This window comes from Pseudomonas sp. EA_5y_Pfl2_R50 (genome assembly GCF_963970475.1).
Taxonomy (GTDB): Bacteria; Pseudomonadota; Gammaproteobacteria; order Pseudomonadales; family Pseudomonadaceae; genus Aquipseudomonas.
Genome location: NZ_CAXAPT010000006.1, coordinates 279,468 through 302,919, shown reverse-complemented (window position 1 = coordinate 302,919; position 23,452 = coordinate 279,468). Strand labels below are relative to the sequence as shown.

Below are 23,452 nucleotides of genomic sequence, written 5' to 3'. Positions count from 1 at the left end.
TTTCGCGAGCAGGCTCGCTCCCACATTGGAATGCGTGCCCCTGTGGGAGCGAGCCTGCTCGCGAAGCGGTCGACTCGGTCTGCAGTCAGCCGAGGGCAGTTTTCTCGAGGTGTTCAAGGATGATCGGATAGACATCGACCACCGCGTTCTTGCCGAACATGCAGTCGATGTGGCCGTAGCCCGGCACCACTTGCCGACTGTAGCGCTCCGGCCCGTGCAGATCGCACAAACGCTGATAGGTCTTGAGGGTGCTTTCCGGCAGGTAACACTGGTTGTCGGCGCCACTGATAAAGCAGATCGGCATCGTCAGCCGGTCGAAGTGCGGCATGTACACATCGTTGCCTTTGAAATCCACCAGGTGCCCTTTGCGCACGATCAGCGCCAGGTGCTCGAAGGTCTCGATGTTCGATTCGCCGAACAACTCATGCAGGTTGTCGTGCAGGGTTTCGTTGAGGGTGTCGTGGCGATACAGCGAGGCGTACATGAAGGTGATGCGGTGGCACACCGGGTTGGTGCAGTAGCCCTGCGCTTCGATCCGCGCGTAGCCGTTGAGGGCCTTGTCGTAGAGTTTGTTGAACCAGTTTTCCTTGCTGTCGGCGTAAGCGGTCATCGACTTGATGCCGATGGCGTCGAGCATGCCCGGCAGGTGCAACCCGGCCTTCAAACCCGTCGCCGTGGCGACCACGGTATCTGCGGCAATCTGCGAGCAGACCACCGAGCGCACGCCCTGCAAACCGGCGAGCAACGACATGAAGAACGTCGTCGCGCCATAGCAATGCACCACGCACTGCACATCTTTGGCCAGGGTCGCCTGTTGAATCTGCGCGATGGCCGCCTTGAAGTCGTACTGGGCGATCTGGTCGCCATTCCACTCCTTCTTGCTCGCCGGCAACAGAATGCTCACGCGAAAATCCAGCAGCCAGACGTCGTAATCGTGCTTGCACAGGTATTCGAGCAGGTTGGTCTGGATGGTATCGGTGGAGAAGATGTTCGAACCCACGCCCAAGCCGTGCACCAGCATCACCGGGCCTTTGCTGCCGGCCTGATAACGCGTCAGGCGCAATTGGACACCGTCTTCGGTGGGAAAAAAATGCACCGCCGGCGTCGGCGCATCCAGCGGCCGCTTCAGCCGTGGCGGCGCGTCCGGGTTGAAGTAGATGTCGCCGGCAAACACGCCGCCGTAGCTTTCCCAGAGAATCCCGGCGAAGAACTTGCCGAACCGCGCCAGCCCTTCGATGCGCTCACGCTCGTTGCGCGCGTTGAGGACTTTCATGGTGGTCATCTGCTTGGCGAAATCGGTCGGGTGGATGTGCATCACCCCGGAGCCGATCACCTCGCCGGTCTTGTCCGGCCCGCGATACAGCGTCACGTACAGCGTGCTGGTGTCGTGCCAGATGTTCAGCACGCCGTTGTCTTCAGGCACGGTTTTGAAAGCGCTGAAGAAGTAGTCGTTGCCGTCCTCGGCGGTCAGTTTCATGTCGTATTTCATGTGCCGCGTGTCGACCTGTTGCTCGAATTGCTCGAACAGGTTGAACACGCCGTTACTCGCCGTCAGCGGCTGCGCTGACAGCGCCGGGGCGATGACGGTGCCGACGATGGTCGCCGCGTGCTCGGGCTCCTTGATCATGCGATTGAGGTCGTTGGCAGTGATGGTCAGGGTGAAGTCGATTGGCGAGTTATCCGCCTCGCCGCGTTTGGCGGCGGCTTCGTAGACCTTCAGGTCGGTGCTTTGCGCCGCTGTGAAGGCACGGGAGAAATAGCCCTTCATGGTTTCGGTGAACTGTACGCCAAGGGTCGGCGGCGGCACTGCTTTGCGTGGCGCCGATGGCAGCGTGTAATCAATCTGCCAACCGCGATCAGCGGCCAGCAGGCCCATGTTGCGCTCGCTGACAGCGGAAATGGTCAGCAACGGATTGACCGCCAGCGAGGTCGGAATCACCGCGCCATCGGTCACGTAGAGATTGGCGTAAACATCGGTACCGCTGGCGCCGCTGAACACCTGGCCCTTGTGGTTGACCACGCCTTGCGCTGCATCTTCGCCCATTACGCAACCGCCCAACGGGTGCACCGAGACGATGCTGTGCTTGAGCAGTTTGGTCCAGATCGGATTTTCCACCCAGACCCCGCCCAACGCCTTGGTGCTCTGGTGCAAACGTTCGTTGCCGAGTTTGAAGTTTTCCTGCTCGCCGACGCCCGGCCAGTCGATGCGCAGTTGATCCTTGCTGTCGAGGACCATGCGCCCCTGGCCGCTGTCGTGGCTCATGATCAGGTAGGTCTGCATGTTGTGCAGCGCGCCGTAATACGGTCCGCGCAGGAAGCTTTCGGCTTCGCGTTCCTTGTATTTCAGTTTGGCGCTTAAACTGTCGTCGGTGGCGACGCCGATCATCTCGGCGAACCCGGCCATCGCCGGCACCATCGGCCGGCCGATAGCGCCGGGAATTGAGCCTTCTTCGATAACCATGCGGCTGCGCCAGTCGCCTTCGGTGCGCATGTCGATGACCGAGGTGATGCACGGGCCTACCGGGTGCAGCTCTTTGGCCGGGTGCGCGCCGAAGCCGATGCCGTTGATGGTCTGCTCGCAGTTGTGACCGAAACCGAGGATGTCGCCGTTGCCGCTCATGTTCTCGCCGAGCTGGCCGGACATCACCACGCCTTTGTCCCGTGAACGCAGGAGGATTTCGGTCGAACCGAGGGTGCCGGCGGAGACCACGACGATGTCCGCTTTCACGAACAGCGTCGGCGCCGAGAACATCTCGCGGCCACTGTCGAGATACTGGAAGTGCACGATCCAGCCATCACCGTTGCGCTCCAGGTGCCGCACTTCGGCCTGGCAGAAAATCTCCGCGCCGTGGTTCCAGGCGTCCGGCAGATAGTTCATCAGCGTGGTGTTCTTGGCCTTGTTGTTACAGCCCGACACGCAGTCGCCGCAGTGGTTGCATGGCAGTTGCTCGACGCCGACGTGGTTGAGGTTGTTCGGCAGTTTGTCGAAAGTCACGTTGATCGGCGGCTTGTAGAAGTGCGCGCCTTGCTTGAGGTAATCCGCCGATTTTTTGTTGGCATCGAGTTTGGGCAGGTTCGGCGCAGTGCTCGGGTAAGGATTGGGTTTGAGCATTTCCCGGGCGCGGGCGTAACCGTCCTTGAGCAACGTATCGCGGTGTTCACGCACCGCTTGCGGCCAGCGCGGATCGTCAAATACGCCGGGCTCCGGTTCAAGGGCAACGTTGGCATTGATCAGCGACGTGCCACCGAGGCCGCAACCGACCACGACGTTTTGCTGGGCGTTGACGTGCAAGTCGAACAGCCCGGTACGCGAACCGATATGGCCATCCGGGTCATGCACCTGCAGTTCTTCGGTGGCGGCGATCATGGTGTTGGGGTATTCGCCGGGCTGGATTTCCCGACCGCGTTCCAGCAGACACACACGTTTGCCGGCCCGGGACAGGCGCGACGCGGCAATGCCGCCGCCATACCCGGAGCCAATGACAATCACATCGTAATGTTCCTTGATCTCGCTGATGGGCGTTGCGATCCGTGTCATGAGGTGGTTCCTCTAATCAGGCAGATGGGGGCAACTCTGCGGTTGCCTGCAATCAATGGGCGAACGGGCACCTGGCCCCCGGAACGAGTCCGGTGACAGCACAGCGGTCTGACAGGGTTGCCGCGCTACAGGCGAGCGCGCTGATTGGCAGCGCGACGTAACGTGCGCTTGCGTGGAGTGGGTGGGGGGCGGTGCGAGAGGCTATCCATCATGCGTTCTCCCAGAACCTGATGTGGATAAGTGACGGCTGTCCTTGTGCCATTGCAGTGAAGACAGCGCTGGAATCGAAGTCAAGGCAACGTCTTAGAACTGTATGAAATGTGATCAATTGCCGTTTGGACTATAGCGGGCGGGGCTTGCAGGGTTCGACGAACAAGTTATCCACATAGCCACCCACAGCAAATGGGGGTAACTGTGGATGAGTGGGAAAATAACTGGCTGATTTGTGAAGAAAAAGCGTGACTTATCCAAAGATACGGGTCGCGCAACGGTTTGGCTGTTTTTTGATCAATACCTTGCAGGCCACGATTTGCGAGGTCTGTAGCGGATGGCGAACATGTTACCCACAGAAGCGCTAACAGAGTTCGGGGGTAACTTCGCCCTGTCTGTGGAAAAGCGTCGCAGGCTGTGTGAAATCGAGGTTTGCGCCGGAGTTTTGCGCGGAAACAGATCAATTGACTATTTTTTGATCGATTCCTTGCAGAGCACGGTTTTCATGGGCTTCAGCGGATAGCGAACATCTTATCCACAGAAGCGCCAACAGAGATTGGGGGCAACTTATTCAGTTATCCAGGATAAAAAGCCCCGAAAATCCGTGACTTAGGCTGGTTGTTTTTTGATCGGAGGGCTGCAGGTCCTGATTGGCGCGGGGTGCGGGGATGGGCGAACACGTTATCCACAGATCCGCCAACAGGGATTGTGGGTAAACACACACAGTCCAGTCAGGCACGCATGGTTTCCAATGTGGGAGCGGGCTTGCTCGCGAAGGCGTCGAATAAGTCAATCATGCTTGGCTGATACACCGCTTTCGCGAGCAAGCCCGCTCCCACAGGGTTGTTCAGGGTCAGGATGATCGTGGCTAGCGAACAACACCTTCTTCGATCAGCAACTTGAGGATCGCTTCGGCGCCGGCCTGTGCGCTCACCCCTTTGAGCACTTGTCCCCCGCCACCACTGGCTTTTGCGGTAGCGGCTTTCATGCGGTCGGCGCCGCTTTTGGCCTTGATCACCTTCAAGCGTTTCGGCCGTGGTTTGGCCGGTTGCAAAGTGGCGACCGACAGCAGTTCGTCGTCGATCACCTCAACGTCGTCAGCCTGCAAAACCCCGCGTTGCGCCGGGCCGTAGGCGCTCTGCCGAGGTTTCGGCGCGGCGTTATCCACCGTCGCGAGAAACGGCAGCTTCACTTTCAACCGTCGCCGTTGTCCGCGCGGCAAGGCTTGCAGCACCAGCGCCGAGCCGTCACTGATCGATTCGACCTGCGCCAGCCCCACCACCAGTGGCCAGCCCAGACCTTCGGCCAGCAAAAACGGCAACATCCCCGAGCCTTCGCCGGTTTCCGCCTGGCTGCCGGTCAACACCACCTGCGCCCCGGCGTCGCGCAGATACGCGGTCAGCGCTGGCAGCGCATCGGCGCCAGCGGGTTGTTCCAGCACGTGCATCTGCTCCAGGCCCATGCCGAGATAGGCGCGCAGTGCCGGTTCCGCAACGTCGCCGGCGTGCAGCACTTGCAGGTTATCCCCAGCCAATTGCAAACCCAGCTCCACAGCGCGGGCATCCTGATCAGCGCGGCGTGGCCGGCCCGAAGTCGGGTGGGCGCCGATGGAAACCAGACTGATAATCTTCGTGTTCATAGCGTTTCCTTAAGCCGCATCGCGCTTGGCTTCGTTGCGGTAAGCCGCCACCGCCTCAATCAACGCCTGAAGAATCTCTGCGCTCTCGCCGATCACCGAGAGATCGGCGCGTTTGATCATGTCGCAACCGGGATCGAGGTTGATCGCCACCACCTTGTCGCAGGCGCCGATGCCTTGCAGGTGCTGGATCGCCCCGGAGATCCCCACCGCCACATAGACCCGCGCAGTGACCCAGGTGCCAGACGCGCCGACCTGGCGGTCGCGAGCCATGAAGCCATCGTCCACCGCCACCCGCGAAGCGCCTTCGGTCGCGCCGAGCGCTGCCGCCGTTTCATGGAACAGCGCCCAGTCTTTAACCCCGTTGCCGCCGGAGAAAATGAATTCGGCCTCGGCCATCGGGATCGCCGCAGGGTCTACAGCCACCGCGCCCAGATCTTCGATCCGCGCCAGACTGCGCGCCACGGTTGTGGATAACTCCACGGGCAAAGCTTCGTGACGGGTTTCGCTGACCGGTTCGGCACATTCCGCCGAGGCCAGAATCAATCGTGCCAGCGGACGTGCCAGATCTTGCAGCCCGGCACCGGCACGGCCGATGCACGCCTCATCCTTGACCTGCCAGACCCGCGTCGCCGGACGCTCGCCCAGTGCCGCAGCAAAGCGCCGACCCAGTTCGCCGCCACCGCTGCGACTGTCCGGCAGCAACCAGTGACGCGGATTGAACTGGTTATCCACAGCACGCAGACCTTGCACCCGTTGCTCCGGTGCATAACCGCTGAACTGTTCGCCTTCCAGCACCAGCAAGCGATCCACTCCCGCGCTGGCGAAAGCGTTTTCCTTGTGCTCACCAAAGACCACCGCCAACACCGCACCGTCCTGGCCGGCGAGTTGATGGGCGAGCCCGAGCAAGTCGCGGTCGTGGCTGCTCAAGCGGCCGCCGACCATGTCCGGCACCACGCTGATGTAAAACGCCGGGGCCGGCACCTGATGCAGAGGCAATTGCACCTCAACGGTGGCCGAACGTTTGACCGCCCCGCCCTGTTGCGCGCCACTGCGGTCAATCCGTTTGATGCCGTTGGGGCCGATAAAACCGATGCCATGAAGGTTCTTGCGGATGACGCCGTTGGGGCCCATCCAGCTGTGTAGCGCCGGTTGCATGGCCGCGTGCAGCGGGTGCAGACGGTTACGGGCAATCCATTCGGCGCGCGGGTCGCGGCGGATAATGTCGCTCATCAGTGGGCCTCCGCAGGTTCACGTTTGGCCGGGGTTGCAGGCTTGCCTGGCGCGGCGTCTTCGAGCAGCGCGTCGGCGACCAGTTCGGCAATGTCCTTGATCAGCGGCCGCGGTTCGACCACACCTTCGAGCATCGCCGTGCACTGTGGACAACCCACGGCGACCAGTTCGGCGCCGGTCTCGCGGATGTCTTCCATGCGCATGTCGGGAATCCGCTGCTTGCCCGGAATGTCAGTGATCGGCGCCCCGCCGCCACCGCCGCAGCAGCGCGAACGGAAGCCGGAACGTTGCATCTCTTTGACCTCGATCCCCAGAGCACGCAGCACTTCTCGCGGCGCTTCGTACTCGCCGTTGTAGCGACCCAGATAGCACGGATCGTGATAGGTCACGCTGTTACCTTTGTGCCGCCCAAGGTTCAGCGCACCGGCCTGAATGATTTCCGCCATGTAGGTACTGTGGTGCTGCACCCGATAGTTGCCATCGAAGGCGCCGTATTCGTTTTTCAACACATGAAAACTGTGCGGATCGCAGGTGACGATACGGTTGAAGCGGTACTTGGCGAGGGTCTGGATATTGCGCTTGGCGAGCAACTGAAAGGTCGCTTCATCGCCAAGACGCCGCGCCACGTCACCGCTGTCACGCTCTTCGAGGCCGAGCACGGCGAAGTCGATTTTCGCCGCTTTCAGCACTTTGACGAACGCGCGCAAGGTGCGCTGGTTGCGCATGTCGAAGGCGCCGTCGCCGACCCAGAACAGTACGTCGGTGGCTTTCTTTTCGCTGAGCAGATTGAGGTTCAAGTCCGCCGCCCAGTTCATCCGCCCGCCCGGGGCAAAGCCGCCGGGGTTATCGGTGGCGATGAGGTTTTCGAGGACTTCGGCGCCCTTGTTCGGGGTTGCGCCTTTTTCCAGGGTCAGGTGACGGCGCATGTCAACGATGGCGTCGACGTGCTCGATCATCATCGGGCATTCCTCGACGCAGGCGCGGCAGGTGGTGCACGACCACAGGGTTTCGGCATCGACCAGACCGTTGACGATCGGTTGGTGCGGATTGCCCGAGTGTTCGCCAATCGGTTTGCCGGGATAAGGACTGCCGGCGAACTTGGCATCAGTACCGCCAGCGAGGCCGACGACCATGTCCTGAATCAGCTTTTTCGGGTTCAGCGGCTGGCCGGCGGCGAAGGCCGGGCACGCGGCTTCGCACTTGCCGCACTGCACGCAGGCGTCGAAACCGAGCAACTGGTTCCAGGTGAAATCCTTGGGTTTCTCCACGCCCAGTGGCGCGCTCGGATCGTTCAGATCCAGTGGTTTCAAACCGGTGGAACGACCGCCGCCAAAACGCTCGGCGCGACGGTGCCAGGCCAGGTGCAGGGCACCGGCGAAGGCGTGTTTCATCGGCCCGCCCCAGGTCATGCCGAAGAACAGTTCCGACACGCCCCACAGCACACCGATCCCGAGGATGACTGCGAGCACCCAGCCACCGAAGTTCTCCGGGAGAATTCCGGCCACCGGCAAGGTCAGCAGGAAGAACGACGCCGAGAACGCCAGCAGGCTTTTCGGCAGGCGCATCCACGGGCCTTTCGACAGCCGCGCCGGCGGGTTGCGTCGACGCAGGTAAACGAAGATTGCGCCGACGAACATCACCGCCGTCATCAGCAGCAAGGCGTAACCGAGAATGCGGTTATGCAGGCCGAAACCGTGCACCAACAGCGCCAGCACAATCGACGCCACTGCGCCGCCAGCCGTGGCCACGTGGGTGTTGGCAATGTACCTGTCCCGCGCCACGACATGGTGCAAATCGACCATGTAACGCTTGGGCATGGCGAGCAGGCCGCCGATCAGATCGACCTTCGAGGCCCGGCCCCGACGCCACATGGCCACCCGCCGCAACGCGCCAAGGACACCCAGGCCCAGGGCGGCGAACAACAGGATTGGAAGAAGGGTGTTCAACATAGGTGAAGCTCCCAAAGACCGCAGGGTCTTGCAGGTCGAGTTGCCTTACTCGGTCACTGTGGGAGCGGGCTTGCTCGCGAAGGCGGACTGACATTCAGCATCGATGTCGATTGATCCACCGCTTTCGCGAGCAAGCCCGCTCCCACAGGGTCATGTGCAAACCTTTAGAAGTCTTTACACAGTCTGAGTGCGTCATAGATCGCGGCGTGGGTATTGCGCTGCGCCACGCAGTCGCCGATGCGGAACAGCAAGTAGCCGTCGCCCGCTTCGCTCAGCGAAGGTTGCGGCTGGATCGCGAACAACGCTTCGACGTCGATCTGGCCCTTGTTGCGCGAACCTTCCTTGAGCGCGTAGTAGATTTCTTCGTCAGGACGCACGCCGTTTTCCACCACCACCTGATCGACCACCCGCTCCTCTTTGGCGCCGGTGTATTCGTTCTCCAGCACCGCGACGAGCTTGTCGCCTTCGCGGTAGACCTTTTCCAGCATCATGTCGCCGGTCATGATCACTTCTTTCGGGTACATGCTGCGGTAGTAGGTCGGGAACGACGTACCGCCAATGGCCACGCCCGGCTTGATGTCGTCGGTGACGATCTCGACCTGGCTGCCCTTGTCGGCGAGGAAGTCGGCCACCGACATCCCGGTGAACTCGCAGATGGTGTCGTAAACCAGCACGTTCTTGCCCGGCGCCACCTTGCCGTCGAGTACGTCCCAGCTGCTGACCACCAGCCCTTCGGCGGCGCCCCAATGTTCATTCTGCTCAAGGAACGGATGGCCGCCGACCGCCAGTACCACCACGTCCGGACGCAAGTCCATGATGGTGTCCGCATCGGCCGCCGTGCCCAGGCGCAGATCGACTTTCAGCCGTGCCAGTTCCAGCTGGAACCAGCGGGTGATGCCGGCGATCTGGTCACGCTGTGGCGCTTTCGACGCCGTGGTGATCTGCCCGCCGATGAATTCCTTCTTCTCGAACAGGGTCACGTCGTGGCCACGCTCGGCAGCAACGCGGGCCGCTTCCATCCCGGCAGGGCCGGCACCGACGATCACTACTTTGCGTTTCGGCCCGGTGGATTTCTCGATGATGTGCGGCACGCCCATGTATTCACGGGATGTCGCAGCGTTCTGGATGCACAACACGTCGAGGCCTTGATACTGGCGGTCGATGCAATAGTTGGCGCCGACGCACTGTTTTATCTGGTCGATCTGGCCCATCTTGATCTTGGCGATCAGGTGCGGGTCGGCGATGTGCGCGCGGGTCATGCCGACCATGTCGACGTAACCGCCCTCGAGAATCCGCGTGGCCTGGTTCGGGTCCTTGATGTTCTGGGCGTGCAGCACCGGCACCTTGACCACTTCCTTGATCCCGGCGGCCAGATGCAGAAACGGCTCCGGTGGATAACTCATGTTCGGAATCACGTTGGCCAGGGTGTTGTGGGTGTCGCAACCCGAGCCGACCACGCCGATGAAATCGAGCATGCCGGTGTCGTCGTAATACTTGGCAATCTGCTTCATGTCCTCGTGGGACAAGCCGTCCGGGTGGAACTCGTCACCGCAGATGCGCATGCCCACGCAGAAGTCATCACCGACCTCGGCGCGCACGGCTTTCAGCACTTCCAGACCGAACTTCATCCGTCCTTCGAAGGTACCGCCCCATTCGTCGGTGCGCTTGTTGACGCGCGGGCTCCAGAACTGGTCGATCATGTGCTGGTGCACCGCCGACAGCTCAACGCCGTCGAGACCACCGGCCTTGGCCCGGCGCGCAGCCTGGGCGTAGTTGCCGATCACCCGCCAGATTTCTTCTGGCTCGATGGTTTTGCAGGTCGCGCGGTGCACCGGTTCACGGATGCCCGACGGCGACATCAGGGTGGGCCAGTGGAAACCGTCCCAGCGCGAGCGCCGACCCATGTGGGTAATCTGAATCATGATCTTGGCGCCGTGCTTGTGCATGGCGTCGGCCAGATTCTGGAAGTGCGGAATGATCCGGTCGGTCGACAGGTTGACCGAACTCCACCACTGCTGCGGGCTGTCGATGGCGACCACGGAGGAGCCGCCACAGATTGCCAGGCCGATGCCGCCCTTGGCTTTCTCTTCGTAATATTTGACGTAGCGCTCGGTGGTCATGCCACCGTCAGTCGCGTAGACCTCAGCGTGCGCGGTGCTGAGCACGCGGTTGCGGATGGTCAGTTTGCCGATCTGGATCGGCTGGAACATTGCTTCGAAAGCCATGGCGGGTTCCTCGACTTACAACGGCTTGACGGTGAACAGGCCGTCGTCGTGGCCTTCTTCGGAGCCACCGTAGACTTGCTCGGCAACGGTGCGAATCTTGCTGCCGCGCGCCTGAAGAATCTGATCCATGGCACCGGCAAACCAGCCGGTGAACATGTAGTCGACCTTGCGCCCGACCTTGCCGTAGACGTAGACGAACGCCGAGTGTTCGAGCTTGACGCTGGCGGTGCCTTGGTCGAGGTCGATGTCCTGAATCTTGAACAGGCCCCAGCCGCGTTGCGACAGGCGTTTCATGTAGTGTTCGAACACCGCGACGCCTTCCAGGCCATGGCACTCAGCTTCTTTCTCACACCAGTGCCAGGCCGATTTGTAGCCGGCCTTGTAGAGGATCTCGGCATAGGCGTCAGCGCCCAGCACTTCCTCGATGCCCATGTGGTTGTTGACGAAGAAATGGCGCGGTACGTACAGCATCGGCAGGGCGTCGGAGGTCCAGACACCGGTTTCGCTGTCGACTTCGATTGGCAATTGCGGGGCGATCTTGGCCATGGAAACTTAACTCCAGAAAAAATGGTGGATTCAGTGGTGACCGCTGCCCTCACCCCAGCCCTCTCCCACAGGAGAGGGGGCAGTTCGGCGGCGGTCTTGAGTCAGCGTTACTCGCCCCAGACGTCCTTGAGGACGTTGACCCAGTTCTCGCCCATGATCTTGCGCACGACGCGCTCGCAATGGCCGCGCTTGAGCAGGGTTTCGGTCAGGTTCGGAAACTCGCCGACGGTGCGGATGCCCAGCGGGTTGATGATCTTGCCGAAGCTGATCAGACGGCGGGCGTAGCCCTTGTCGTGGGTCAGGTATTCGAAGAAGTCCTGGCCATGACCTTGAGTGAAGTCGGTGCCGATGCCGATGGCGTCTTCGCCGACGATGTTCATGGTGTATTCGATGGCTTCGGCGTAGTCGTCGATGGTCGAATCGATGCCCTTGGCGAGGAACGGCGCGAACATGGTCACACCGACGAAACCGCCGTGGTCGGCAATGAACTTCAGTTCTTCATCGGACTTGTTGCGCGGGTGCTCTTTCAGACCCGACGGCAGGCAGTGGGAATAGCAGACCGGTTTTTTCGATTCGAGGATGACTTCTTCGGAAGTCCTGGAACCGACGTGGGACAGGTCGCACATGACCCCGACGCGGTTCATCTCGGCGACAATCTCGCGACCGAAACCCGACAGGCCGCCATCACGCTCGTAGCAACCGGTGCCGACCAGGTTCTGGGTGTTGTAGCACATCTGCACGATGCCGACGCCGAGCTGTTTGAATACCTCGACATAGCCGATCTGGTCTTCAAACGCGTGGGCATTCTGGAAGCCGAAGAGGATGCCGGTCTTGCCTTGCTCCTTGGCGCGACGGATGTCGGCAGTGGTGCGCACCGGCATCACCAGGTCGCTGTTTTCGCGGATCAGCTTCTGGCTGGCAGCAATATTGTTCACGGTCGCCTGAAAGCCTTCCCACACCGACACAGTGCAGTTGGCTGCCGTCAGACCGCCCTTGCGCATGTCTTCGAACAGCTCGCGGTTCCATTTGGCAATGATCAGACCGTCGATAACGATGCTGTCGGCGTGTAATTCGGCTGGGCTCATCAGGCGTCCCCTTATTGGCGATTCATGCGCCGAATCGTCTGCCGGCGCTTTGGGGCCAGCATATGCCTCGGTGCCGGGGCGACCGGGTGCAAAAACGACAGGGGAATTGCCGAAAGCGTCAATCCGCGACAAAGGGTCGTCAGACGCTCCGATCAGCTACCTGTTCAAGCCCGCACGCTTGAGCCAGAATCTTGCGCATCTTGGGAAACACCACTGGATTAGAGCGGCGACAACAATGAAATCGATCTTTTTGGCTTTGGCACTGATGGCAACCGGCGTACACGCCGCCGAAGAGTCCGACAACAACCCCTGCGACGCCGTCGAAAACGACGTCCAGACCCTGGAATGTTCGGCCTATAGCCGCACCACCGCCGAAGACCTGCTCAAGGACAACTACGCCAGCCTGACCGAACGCATGCAAACCGCCTACGGCAAGAACCCGACACAACTGGCCGACATCACCGCCAAACTCAAAACCGCGCAGCAACAATGGCTGAAAACGCGGGATGCGGATTGCGCTGTCGAAGCGTTCCCGGCGACTGAAGGCAGCAAGGCGTTCAAGATTGCGCAGAATGACTGCGTGGCGCGGATGAGTGATGAACGGTCGGAGTTTTTGGAGTCGATTGGGCAGGAATGAGTGTCTGAGCTGTAAGCTGCCCATCTATAGCCAATCCAGGTAATCACATGAACATCTGCGGTATTGAAATCAAAGGCAGCGAAGCGATCATCGCCGTGGCCGCTCTCGACGGTTCGGCCTTGAGCCACGTTCCCCTTGCCACCAAGAAGATCGCCCTCGAAGACGATGATGAAGCGGCCAACGTGAAGCTGTTCGCGGCGCAGGTGGCGTCGTTTGTGCGCGAGAATTCGGTTGACCGGATTGCCATCAAGAAGCGCAGCAAGAAGGGTGAATTTGCCGGTGGGCCGACGACGTTCAAGATTGAGGGGATTTTGCAGTTGCTCGATGGCTGTGAGGTGACGTTGTTGTCGCCGCAGACGATCAATGCGCAGGCGAAGAAGCATGATTTCGAGCTGCCGGGAACGCTGAACAAGTATCAGCATGAGGCTTATAAGGCGGCGTGTTCGGCGTTGGTGAAGAAGTAAGCGTTTTTTCACACAATGAAGATCCAAATGTGGGTGCATCCATTCAGGCTTGGGCGGTACGCCGGTCTTCACGGGGACAGCGGGCGAAGCGGGCACGGTAGCTGCGGGTGAAATACGACGGCGATTCAAACCCGCAGGCGATGCTGACTTCGAGCACGCTCATGTCGGTCTGGCGCAGTAGCTGCCGGGCCTTTTCCAGGCGCAGGCGCAGATAGAAATTGCTCGGCGTATCGTTCAGGTGCAGCCGGAACAGGCGCTCCAGTTGCCGTCGCGTCACCTTGATCGATTCCGCCAATTGCAGCGTGGTCAGCGGCGGTTCGCTGTGCTGCTCCATCTCGCCGATGACCTGCACCAGTTTCTTGTTATTGATGCCGTAACGCGTAGCGACTTCCATGCGTTGGTGGTCTTTGCGCGGGCGGATGCGCCCCAGCACAAATTGTTCACTGACCTGAATCGCCAGTTGCGGGCCGTGAGCCTGGGCGATCAGATCGAGCATTAAATCGATGGACGCGGTGCCGCCTGCCGAGGTGATGCGCCGACGGTCGATTTCGAATAATTCCTGAGTGACGCTGAGCTGTGGATAAGACTCCTTGAAGGCGTCGATGGCTTCCCAGTGCAGGGTCAGGCGATGGCCGTCGAGCAGGCCGGCCTCGGACAGCACAAAGCTGCCAGTGTCGATGGCGCCGAGGGTGACGCCGTCGTTGTCGAGTCGGCGCAGCCAGTGTTCCAGCGTAGGCGTGGCGAACTTCAGTGGTTCAAACCCGGCGACCACCAACAGCGTCGCGCCTTTCTTCAACGGCTCCAGCGCCGCATCAGCGTTGACCGACATGCCGTTGCTCGCCAGCACCGCCCCGCCATCGGCACTCAACACATGCCAGCGGTACAACTCGCCACGGAAGCGGTTGGCTACACGTAGCGGTTCAATCGCGGAGATAAAGCCGATGGCGGAGAACCCCGGCATCAGCAGAAAGTAGAAATCCTGGGGCATGGGCGCACTCGATTCGCGGGTAACGAGAGGGAGGGTAGCGTGAATCGTAGATACGCCGATTGTCGTCGGCGTTCAAGCGCACAGGTCGCTACAGTGCAAATGCCAGTCGCCGCAGTGCGTTTTCACGGGCGCGTTGCTGCGTAACTTTGCATCACCGGTACGCCAGATGCCGGAACTCACAATAATCGACCTGCCGAGGAACCCGACATGAAACGACTGATCAGCAGCTGTGTTCTTGCACTCAGCGGTACCGCTTTCTTGAGCGCCAGCGTCATGGCGGCCGACCCGGCATCGTGCCAGAACGTGCGCATGGGCGTGGTCAACTGGACCGACGTGATCGCCACCAGTGCCATGACCCAGGTCCTGCTCGACGGCCTCGGCTACAACACTAAACAAACCAGCGCGTCCCAGCAGATCATCTTCGCCGGGATTCGCGACCAGCGTCTGGACTTGTTCCTCGGTTACTGGAACCCGCTGATGACCCAGACCATCACCCCTTTCGTCGACGCCAATCAGGTCAAAGTCCTCGATGCGCCGAGCCTCAAAGACGCCCGTGCAACCCTTGCAGTGCCGACCTATCTGGCCGACAAGGGCCTGAAAACCTTCGCCGACATTGCCAGGTTCCAGAAAGAACTGGGCGGCAAGATCTACGGCATCGAGCCGGGCTCGGGCGCCAACACGCAGATCAAGGCAATGATCGCCAAGAACCAGTTCGGCCTCGGCAAGTTCCAGTTGGTCGAATCAAGCGAGGCCGGCATGCTCGCCGCCGTCGACCGCGCCGTGCGCCGCAAGGAGGCCGTGGTGTTCTTCGGCTGGGCGCCACACCCGATGAACGTCAACGTGCAGATGACCTACCTCACCGGCAGTGAAGACGCCCTCGGCCCGAACGAAGGCATGGCCACCGTCTGGACCGTCACCGCGCCGAAATACGCCGAGCAGTGCCCGAACATCGGTCGCCTGCTGACCAACCTGACGTTCACTGCCGAAGACGAGAGCCGGATGATGCAACCGCTGCTCGACCACAAGGACGCTTTCGAATCGGCCAGGCAGTGGCTCAAGGATCACCCCGAAGACAAGCAGCGCTGGCTCGAAGGTGTGACCACGTTCGATGGCAAACCGGCCGCTGAAAACCTCCAGCTGACCAGCAAATAACCCTCTCATTCAGAAGCCCCTCACCCTGACCCTTTCCCGAGGGAGAGGGGACTGACCGACGCTTCGCAGCCCCAAAAGGGCTGCGGACAGACCCATCACGCCTGAAGGAAACCGCACCATGAACCACGACGTCATCATCACCTGCGCACTCACCGGTGCTGGCGACACGACCGCCAAGAGCCCACACGTGCCGGTCACCCCGAAACAGATCGCAGCGGCGGCCGTCGAAGCGGCCAAGGCCGGCGCCACCGTCGTGCACTGCCACGTGCGCGATCCGCAGACCGGCAAGTTCAGCCGTGACGTGGCGCTCTACCGCGAAGTGATGGAGCGCATCCGCGAGGCGGACGTCGACATCATCGTCAACCTCACCGCCGGCATGGGCGGCGACCTGGAAATCGGTGCCGGCGAGAACCCGATGGAGTTTGGGCCGAACACCGATCTGGTCGGCCCGCTGACCCGTCTCGCTCACGTTGAGGAGCTGCTGCCGGAAATCTGCACCCTCGATTGCGGCACCCTGAACTTTGGCGATGGCGACACCATTTATGTCTCGACGCCTGCGCAGTTGCGCGCCGGCGCCAAGCGCATCACCGAGCTGGGCGTGAAGGCCGAGCTGGAGATTTTCGACACCGGTCACCTGTGGTTCGCCAAGCAGATGATCAAGGAAGGTTTGCTCGACAACCCGTTGTTCCAGCTGTGCCTGGGCATCCCGTGGGGCGCGCCGGCAGACACCACGACGATGAAAGCCATGGTCGACAACCTGCCGGCCGATGCCGTGTGGGCCGGGTTCGGCATTGGCCGCATGCAGATGCCGATGGCCGCGCAAGCGGTGCTGCTCGGCGGCAACGTGCGGGTCGGGCTGGAAGACAATCTGTGGCTGGACAAGGGGGTGCTGGCGACCAACGGCCAACTGGTCGAACGCGCCACCGAGATCCTCAGCCGCCTCGGCGCCCGCGTGCTCACGCCTGCCGAAGGCCGGCAGAAAATGGGCCTGATCCGGCGCGGTTAAACCATCACTCATTTCCCCCTGTGGGAGCGGGCTTGCTCGCGAAAGCGGTTGCTCTGCTGCTGAAGATGCTTCGGATGTACCGGCCTCTTCGCGAGCAAGCCCGCTCCCACAAGGGATTACCGAGCACATTCAGGAAATCGCCATGAGCTTTATCACCGAAATCAAAACCTTCGCCGCCCTGGGCAGCGGTGTCATTGGCAGTGGCTGGGTGGCCCGCGCCCTCGCCCACGGGCTCGACGTGGTGGCGTGGGACCCGGCGCCCGGCGCCGAAGCGGCACTGCGCAAACGCGTGGCCAATGCCTGGAGCGCGCTGGAGAAAAATGGTCTGGCGCCGGGTGCTTCGCAGGATCGTCTGCGCTTTGTCGCGACCATCGAAGAATGCGTGCGCGATGCCGATTTCATTCAGGAAAGCGCCCCGGAACGCCTGGAGCTGAAACTTGATCTGCACAGCAAAATCAGCGCGGCGGCCAAGCCCGATGCGTTGATCGGATCAAGTACATCGGGCCTGCTGCCGAGCGAGTTCTACGAGAGCTCGACGCATCCTGAGCGCTGCGTGGTCGGTCATCCGTTCAACCCGGTTTATCTGCTGCCGTTGGTCGAAGTGGTGGGCGGCAAGAACACCGCGCCCGAGGCCGTTCAGGCAGCGATGAACGTCTACGAATCCCTCGGCATGCGCCCGTTGCATGTGCGCAAGGAAGTGCCAGGCTTCATCGCCGACCGCTTGCTTGAGGCGCTGTGGCGTGAAGCCCTGCATCTGGTCAACGACGGTGTCGCGACCACGGGCGAGATTGACGATGCGATCCGGTTTGGCGCCGGCCTGCGCTGGTCGTTCATGGGTACGTTTCTGACTTATACGCTGGCGGGCGGTGATGCCGGGATGCGCCACTTCATGTCGCAATTCGGCCCGGCGTTGCAATTGCCGTGGACCTATCTGCCGGCACCGGAGCTGACCGACAAGTTGATTGATGATGTGGTCGATGGCACCCGTGATCAGCTTGGCCGTCACAGCATTTCGGCGCTGGAACGCTATCGGGATGATTGCTTGCTGGCAGTGCTTGAGGCGGTGAAGAGCACCAAGGAAAAGCATGGGATGGCGTTCAGCGAGTGATGGGATTGGCATGACATCGCTGCCCTCACCCTAGCCCTCTCCCGGAGGGAGAGGGGACTGACCGCGTTGATTGTTCGAGTGACGCCGACTTGCACCACCGAGCCGAACTCAAGTTTTGAAAGGCCCCGATCTGCTCCCTTTCCCCCTCGCCCCCTTGGGGGAGAGGGCTGGGGTGAGGGGGTAGCTTTTGATCTGGAAAACCACCTGACTGCCGGAACCCAAACCATGCCCCAGCTCACCACCTACCAAACCAGAATCATCCCGGACTGGGTCGACTACAACGGCCACCTGCGCGACGCCTTCTATCTGCTGATCTTCAGCTACGCCACCGACGCCCTGATGGACCGTCTCGGCATGGACAGCAACAATCGCGAAGCCAGCGGCCATTCGCTGTTCACCCTCGAACTGCACCTCAATTATCTGCACGAGGTGAAACTCGATACCGAGGTCGAAGTACGCACGCAAATCATCGGCCACGACAGCAAACGCCTGCATCTCTATCACAGCTTGCACAGGGTCGGTGATGACCAGGAACTGGCCGGCAACGAACAAATGCTGCTCCACGTCGACCTCGCCGGCCCGCGCTCGGCGCCATTCGCTGCAGACACCCTGACCCGTCTGCAAAACATCGTCGCCGAGCAAAAAGACCTCCCCACTCCCGCTTACATTGGCCGCGTCATCGCGCTGCCAACTGCAAGGTAGACCCATCGATCACAAGGAGCCGCCATGAACACCGCTGCCGCTGTTGCCGACTTCCGTACTTATCCGTTGATCAGCGCGCTCGGTGGCGTGCAGCCCCTGGCGGATCGCGTTGCCATCGCATGGGCTGACGGTCGCATCAGCCCGTTTCACCACGTCTGGCTGCGGGACAACTGCCCGTGTGAGCGTTGCGTCTATAACATCACTCGCGAGCAGGTATTCGAGATCGTCGATGCTGCTGAAGCGCTGCAACCGACAGCCGCGCGCATCGACACCGATGGCTGCCTGCGCATCGATTGGCAGGACGGCCACCTCAGCCGTTTCGACCCGGGCTGGTTGCGCGCTCACGCCTATGACGATGAGTCCCGCGCCGAACGTTTGGCCGGCAAACCCACGCCTTATCTGTGGTGCAGCGATTTGCAGTTGCCGGTATTCGAATACGCGGCGCTGATGAACGACAACGCCGCGTTGCTGCAATGGCTGCTCGCCGTGCGCGACATCGGCCTGACTCAAGTGCGCGGTGTGCCCACCGAGCCCGGCTCGCTGAAACTGATCGCGCAACGCATTTCGTTCATCCGCGAAAGCAACTTCGGCGTGCTGTTCAACGTGCAATCAAAAGCCGATGCCGACAGCAATGCCTACACCGCTTTCAACCTGCCGCTACACACCGACCTGCCCACCCGCGAGTTGCAACCGGGACTGCAATTTTTGCATTGTCTGGTGAACGACGCCGAGGGCGGCGAGAGCATTTTTGTCGATGGCTTTGCGATTGCCGATGCGCTGCGCAGCGAAGACCCGGCATCGTTTCAAGCCCTGTGTGAAATCCCGGTGGAGTTCCGCAACAAGGATCGCCATAGCGACTATCGCTGCCTGGCGCCGATCATTGCTCAGGATGCGTTGGGGCGCGTGGCGGAAATTCGCATGGCGAACTTTTTGCGCGGGGCGTTTGATACATCGGTGGAGCAGATGCCGCTGTTGTATCGGGCTTATCGACGGTTTATCGCGATGACCCGCGAGCCACGGTTTCGTCTGATGCAACGGCTCAACTGCGGGGAACTGTGGTGCTTCGATAATCGCCGCACGCTGCATGCGCGCAATGCGTTTGATCCGGCCACCGGGGCGCGGCATTTTCAGGGCTGCTATGTCGACCGGGATGAGTTGTTGTCGCGGATTCTGGTGTTGCAGCGTTAGACCGCGTCATCGTTCTTCGCGAGCAAGCCCGCTCCCACATTGGAATGCATTCCAGATGTGGGAGCGGGCTTTCAGGCAAAAAAAGCCCCGATGCAAGCCGTGACAGGACCGGGGCAGAAGCTACTGTTGAGGAGCTGCGATGCGAGGGTGACCAAACCTTCGTGAAGCGAGCTTGCGCCAGTGTGCCCACTCCCCTTTTGGGTGAGTTAGCCGAAAACGACCTGTTCATAGCCGTCGCGGCCACCGCGACAAAACGTCCTTGCCGTGCTCCGGCATGCCTTCCAGAATCGAACCACGACCTCCGTTACCGAAGAAGGATGCGCGTCATGATGTATGCCGATTTGATCGATCAGGAAGATTTGTTGGGCCAGCTCAAGGCGTTGGGTATTCAAGTGCCCAGTGGCACGACCGCCGATCAGGCCTGCGAATGCGCAGTGCGTGGTCTGGATAATGTTCGCGCGTTTGAACTGCGCAAGATGGTCAAGGACATGTACACCAGCGGCGCCAGCATCCAGCCTGCGGTACGTCAAGCCATCGACAGACAGTTGTTGCCGGCACTGGCCGATTACCAGCAAAGCCATAACGCCTGACAGACCGCTGTCGCGAGAGGCCCGCTCCCACAGCTGGAATGCATTCCAGCTGTGGGAGCGGGCCTGCTCGCGAAGAACGATGACTCGGTCTAGAGCCTCACACTGGCAAACGTCGACTCATTGCGCGCCTGGCTCAACGCCGACATCGGCCCTGACAGCGGCGACATCACAATGGCCTGGGGCAGCGGCAGCATCGCCACTTGCTGGGTGGTGTTGGAGCCTACGCGTTCGTCACGCGGCGGAATGCCGAAGTATTCGCGGTAGCACTTGGAGAAGTGCGGGGTCGAGACGAAACCACACACCGACGCCACTTCGATGATCGACATCGGCGTCTGCTTGAGCAGTTGCCGGGCGCGGATCAGGCGCAGCTTCAAGTAGTAACGCGATGGCGAGCAGTGCAGGTACTTCTGGAACAGGCGCTCGAGCTGTCGACGCGACACGGCGACGTACACCGCCAGCTCATCGAGGTCGATCGGCTCTTCGAGGTTGGCTTCCATCAGCGCAACGATTTCCTGCAGCTTCGGCTGGTTGGTGCCGAGCATGTGCTTGAGCGGCACACGCTGGTGATCCTGTTCGTTGCGGATACGTTCGTAGACGAACATTTCCGAGATCGCGGCGGACAGTTCACGGCCGTGATCGCGGCTGATCAGGTGCAGCATCATGTCCAGCGGTGCGGTGCCACCGGAGCTGGTGAAACGGTTACGGTCGAGGGTGAACAAACGTGTGCTCATGGCCACGCGCGGGAAAGCTTCCTGCATCGCCGCCAGACATTCCCAGTGCACGCTGCAATCGAAACCGTCGAGCAACCCGGCGCAGGCCAGTGCCCAACTGCCGGTGCACACGGCACCGAGACGCTTGGACTGACGTGCCTGGCTTTGCAGCCACGAGACGTGTTCACGAGTAACGGTGCGTTGAATGCCGATGCCGCCGCAGACGATCACGGTGTCCAGTGGCGGGGCTTTGTGCATGGAGGCGTCGGGGGTGATTTGCAGACCGTCACTGGCCCAGACCTGACCACCATCGACGGTGAGGGTGCTCCAGCGATACAGCTCGCGACCGGACAACTGGTTGGCCATGCGCAGGGGTTCTACTGCCGAGGCCAGAGAAATCAGCGTGAAATTGTCCAGCAGCAGAAAGCCGATGGATTGAGGCGCACGGTTCTGGGGGTGGGCCCCGGAGTTGAACGACGTCATCGCGGTATCTCCTCACACAAAGCGGGTGATGGCCTCAGGCGGAGGCTCTTGTTATTGCCAGCGTTCTCGCGTGGGAGACGGGCTTTGTTATGACAGAGCAAATGCCATGCCTAAAATTGAATGGCCGTTCAATAACTCCTGAAAACGACCTCTCGACGTGTCTATACGAGACGTCCGACGAAAGGTGTTTCGAAGTGCCATCAGCGGTAGCGAAAGCCGTGCTCCAGCCCCTGTGAGCAGATCGGTAGCACTTGTGGGAACTGGCCTGCGCGCAGTTTGTGGTCAGTGTCACCGCAGGCACAGGTGACGGACGGTAGTGGGTGCTGATTGTCTGTAACTGCCGGGAAAGGCTCTTATCTGATTGCGACGCGCTAAAAGGTGGCGTGTTTGATTAAACGTGTTCAATTGGTGAGCAGTTTTGACTGGTCTGGCCCCTTCGCGAGCAAGCCCGCTCCCACAGGTGACCGCATTCCAATGTGGGAGCGGGCTTGCTCGCGAAGAATTCAACCCGGTGGCGCTGGCTCAGCACTCAACTGCGCTGACCGCCAACCCGCCGCGCGATGTCTCTTTGTATTTGTCATGCATGTCGGCGCCGGTGTCGCGCATGGTGCGGATCACCCGATCCAGCGAGATGAAGTGCTGACCATCCCCGCGCAACGCCATCTGTGCCGCATTGATTGCTTTCACTGCGGCAATCGCATTGCGCTCGATGCATGGCACCTGGACCAGGCCGCCGACCGGGTCGCAGGTCAGGCCGAGGTTATGCTCCAGGCCGATTTCTGCCGCGTTGCACAACTGCTCCGGCGTGGCGCCCAGAATCTCCGCCAGCCCCGCCGCCGCCATCGCGCACGCAGAACCGACCTCACCCTGACAGCCGACTTCGGCGCCCGATATCGACGCATTTTTCTTGCACAGAATCCCTACCGCTGCCGCACCCAGAAAATAATCGACCACGTTGGCGTCAGTCACCGCCTCGCTGAACTTCATAAAGTAGTGCAGCACCGCCGGAATGATCCCTGCCGCGCCATTGGTCGGTGCCGTGACCATGCGCCCGCCCGCCGCGTTCTCTTCATTGACAGCCAGCGCGAACAGGTTGACCCACTCCATCGCGCTCAGCGTTGAACCGATGACGTTGGGCTTGTTCAATTCCTGCAGGCTGCGGTGCAACTTCGCCGCACGCCGACGCACATTCAAACCACCGGGCAGGATGCCTTCGTGTTTCAGCCCCTGTTCGACACAATCCTGCATCGCCCGCCACAGTTTCATCAGTCCGGCGCGAATCTCTTCTTCGCTGCGCCAGACCTTTTCGTTGGCCATCATCAGCTCGGCGACGCGCAGGTTGTTGCGCTTGCACAAGTCCAGCAATTCGACCGCGCTGGAAAAGTCATAAGGCAGTTCAGTGCGATCCAGATCGACCACGCCACTGGACGCCTGCGCTTGATCAACCACAAAACCGCCACCGACCGAATAGTAGGTGTCGCGATGCAGCTCGCCGTGATCGCCCTCGGCAACAATCGTCATGGCGTTGGGATGGAACGGCAGGTTCTCATCAATGAGGCGCATGTCCCGCGCCCAGACAAACGGCACCGACAAGCGACCGTCCAGGAGAAGCGTGTGAGTTTCGCGCAGGGCCTGGATACGCGGGCCGATCTGCGACGGGTCGATTGCGTCCGGCCATTCGCCCATCAACCCCATGATCACCGCGTTGTCACTGCCGTGCCCGATGCCCGTGGCCGACAGCGATCCGAACAACTGCACTTCTATACGACGCACCTGTTCCAACGGGTACTTGTCCCGTAGCGACTCGACGAACAACGCTGCGGCGCGCATCGGCCCGACGGTGTGGGAACTGGAGGGGCCGATGCCGATTTTGAACAGGTCGAAAACGCTGATAGCCATTGCTGCAGAGCTCCTGAAAATGCCGGTCCGGACGCGAAAGCACCCGCTGGCGGAGCTGCTACGCTCAAGCTGCGATCCGCCGGAATGCCCGCATCATCAGGCT

18 protein-coding genes are annotated in these 23,452 nt (G+C 61.0%); 8 read left to right on the top strand and 10 right to left on the bottom strand.

The genetic code is table 11. From position 1 onward, the window contains the following. Positions 1-85: 85 nt before the first annotated feature. From AACY19_RS13135 to AACY19_RS13105, 7 genes are all read right to left on the bottom strand, one after another. The gene (locus AACY19_RS13135) at positions 86-3,538 is read right to left on the bottom strand and encodes a GMC oxidoreductase (RefSeq protein ID WP_339450747.1); all 3,453 of its coding nucleotides are present in this window, start codon (positions 3,536-3,538) and stop codon (positions 86-88) included. 1,078 nt (positions 3,539-4,616) lie between these two features. Next, positions 4,617-5,387, bottom strand: a complete 771-nt coding sequence (gene etfB, locus AACY19_RS13130; RefSeq protein ID WP_339450745.1) for an electron transfer flavoprotein subunit beta — start codon at positions 5,385-5,387, stop codon at positions 4,617-4,619. Positions 5,388-5,396: 9 nt separating this feature from the next. After that, positions 5,397-6,617: an electron transfer flavoprotein subunit alpha gene (etfA, locus tag AACY19_RS13125; RefSeq protein ID WP_339450743.1), complete on the bottom strand. Its 1,221-nt coding sequence runs from the start codon at positions 6,615-6,617 to the stop codon at positions 5,397-5,399. Beyond that, complete coding sequence (dgcB, locus tag AACY19_RS13120) at positions 6,617-8,566, bottom strand: dimethylglycine demethylation protein DgcB (protein ID WP_339450741.1); 1,950 nt, start codon at positions 8,564-8,566, stop codon at positions 6,617-6,619. Before dgcB ends, etfA begins: the two co-directional genes overlap by 1 nt. Before the next feature lie 164 nt (positions 8,567-8,730). Continuing rightward, positions 8,731-10,791, bottom strand: coding sequence for a dimethylglycine demethylation protein DgcA (dgcA, locus tag AACY19_RS13115; RefSeq protein WP_339450739.1), 2,061 nt, complete (start codon positions 10,789-10,791; stop codon positions 8,731-8,733). 15 nt (positions 10,792-10,806) lie between these two features. Beyond that, complete coding sequence (locus tag AACY19_RS13110; protein WP_339450737.1) at positions 10,807-11,337, bottom strand: DUF5943 domain-containing protein; 531 nt, start codon at positions 11,335-11,337, stop codon at positions 10,807-10,809. A 107-nt stretch (positions 11,338-11,444) separates the two neighbouring features. Next, positions 11,445-12,422 (bottom strand): dipeptidase, encoded by a 978-nt coding sequence (locus AACY19_RS13105; RefSeq protein WP_339450735.1) that lies wholly within the window; start codon positions 12,420-12,422, stop codon positions 11,445-11,447. A 235-nt stretch (positions 12,423-12,657) separates the two neighbouring features. Here AACY19_RS13105 and AACY19_RS13100 point away from each other — a divergent pair, with 235 nt between their 5' ends. Both AACY19_RS13100 and AACY19_RS13095 read left to right on the top strand, forming a co-directional pair. Continuing rightward, the gene (locus AACY19_RS13100) at positions 12,658-13,059 is read left to right on the top strand and encodes a lysozyme inhibitor LprI family protein (RefSeq protein WP_339450733.1); all 402 of its coding nucleotides are present in this window, start codon (positions 12,658-12,660) and stop codon (positions 13,057-13,059) included. A 47-nt stretch (positions 13,060-13,106) separates the two neighbouring features. Next, positions 13,107-13,523 carry a DUF3010 family protein gene (locus AACY19_RS13095; RefSeq protein ID WP_322845087.1) on the top strand — a complete coding sequence of 139 codons (417 nt, stop codon included), beginning with the start codon at positions 13,107-13,109 and terminating at the stop codon, positions 13,521-13,523. Between the two features lie 43 nt (positions 13,524-13,566). Here the strand turns inward: AACY19_RS13095 and AACY19_RS13090 are convergent, their stop codons facing one another. After that, the gene (locus tag AACY19_RS13090; protein ID WP_339450729.1) at positions 13,567-14,511 is read right to left on the bottom strand and encodes a GlxA family transcriptional regulator; all 945 of its coding nucleotides are present in this window, start codon (positions 14,509-14,511) and stop codon (positions 13,567-13,569) included. A 207-nt stretch (positions 14,512-14,718) separates the two neighbouring features. Between AACY19_RS13090 and AACY19_RS13085 the strand changes: the two genes are divergently transcribed. From AACY19_RS13085 to AACY19_RS13060, 6 genes are all read left to right on the top strand, one after another. Beyond that, complete coding sequence (locus AACY19_RS13085; RefSeq protein WP_339450727.1) at positions 14,719-15,663, top strand: choline ABC transporter substrate-binding protein; 945 nt, start codon at positions 14,719-14,721, stop codon at positions 15,661-15,663. Positions 15,664-15,781: 118 nt separating this feature from the next. Continuing rightward, positions 15,782-16,669 (top strand): 3-keto-5-aminohexanoate cleavage protein, encoded by an 888-nt coding sequence (locus AACY19_RS13080; RefSeq protein ID WP_339450725.1) that lies wholly within the window; start codon positions 15,782-15,784, stop codon positions 16,667-16,669. Positions 16,670-16,811: 142 nt separating this feature from the next. After that, complete coding sequence (locus tag AACY19_RS13075; protein WP_339450723.1) at positions 16,812-17,777, top strand: L-carnitine dehydrogenase; 966 nt, start codon at positions 16,812-16,814, stop codon at positions 17,775-17,777. A 225-nt stretch (positions 17,778-18,002) separates the two neighbouring features. Beyond that, positions 18,003-18,479, top strand: a complete 477-nt coding sequence (locus tag AACY19_RS13070) for a thioesterase family protein (protein WP_339450721.1) — start codon at positions 18,003-18,005, stop codon at positions 18,477-18,479. Between the two features lie 24 nt (positions 18,480-18,503). After that, a complete protein-coding gene (locus AACY19_RS13065; RefSeq protein ID WP_339450719.1) occupies positions 18,504-19,667 on the top strand; it encodes a gamma-butyrobetaine dioxygenase in 1,164 nt (387 codons plus the stop codon). 326 nt (positions 19,668-19,993) lie between these two features. Further along, complete coding sequence (locus tag AACY19_RS13060; protein ID WP_339450717.1) at positions 19,994-20,257, top strand: hypothetical protein; 264 nt, start codon at positions 19,994-19,996, stop codon at positions 20,255-20,257. Positions 20,258-20,346: 89 nt separating this feature from the next. Here AACY19_RS13060 and AACY19_RS13055 read toward each other — a convergent pair whose 3' ends face one another. Further along, positions 20,347-21,450 carry a GlxA family transcriptional regulator gene (locus tag AACY19_RS13055; protein ID WP_339450715.1) on the bottom strand — a complete coding sequence of 368 codons (1,104 nt, stop codon included), beginning with the start codon at positions 21,448-21,450 and terminating at the stop codon, positions 20,347-20,349. A 522-nt stretch (positions 21,451-21,972) separates the two neighbouring features. Further along, complete coding sequence (locus AACY19_RS13050; RefSeq protein ID WP_339450713.1) at positions 21,973-23,349, bottom strand: L-serine ammonia-lyase; 1,377 nt, start codon at positions 23,347-23,349, stop codon at positions 21,973-21,975. Between the last annotated feature and the right edge of the window lie 103 nt (positions 23,350-23,452).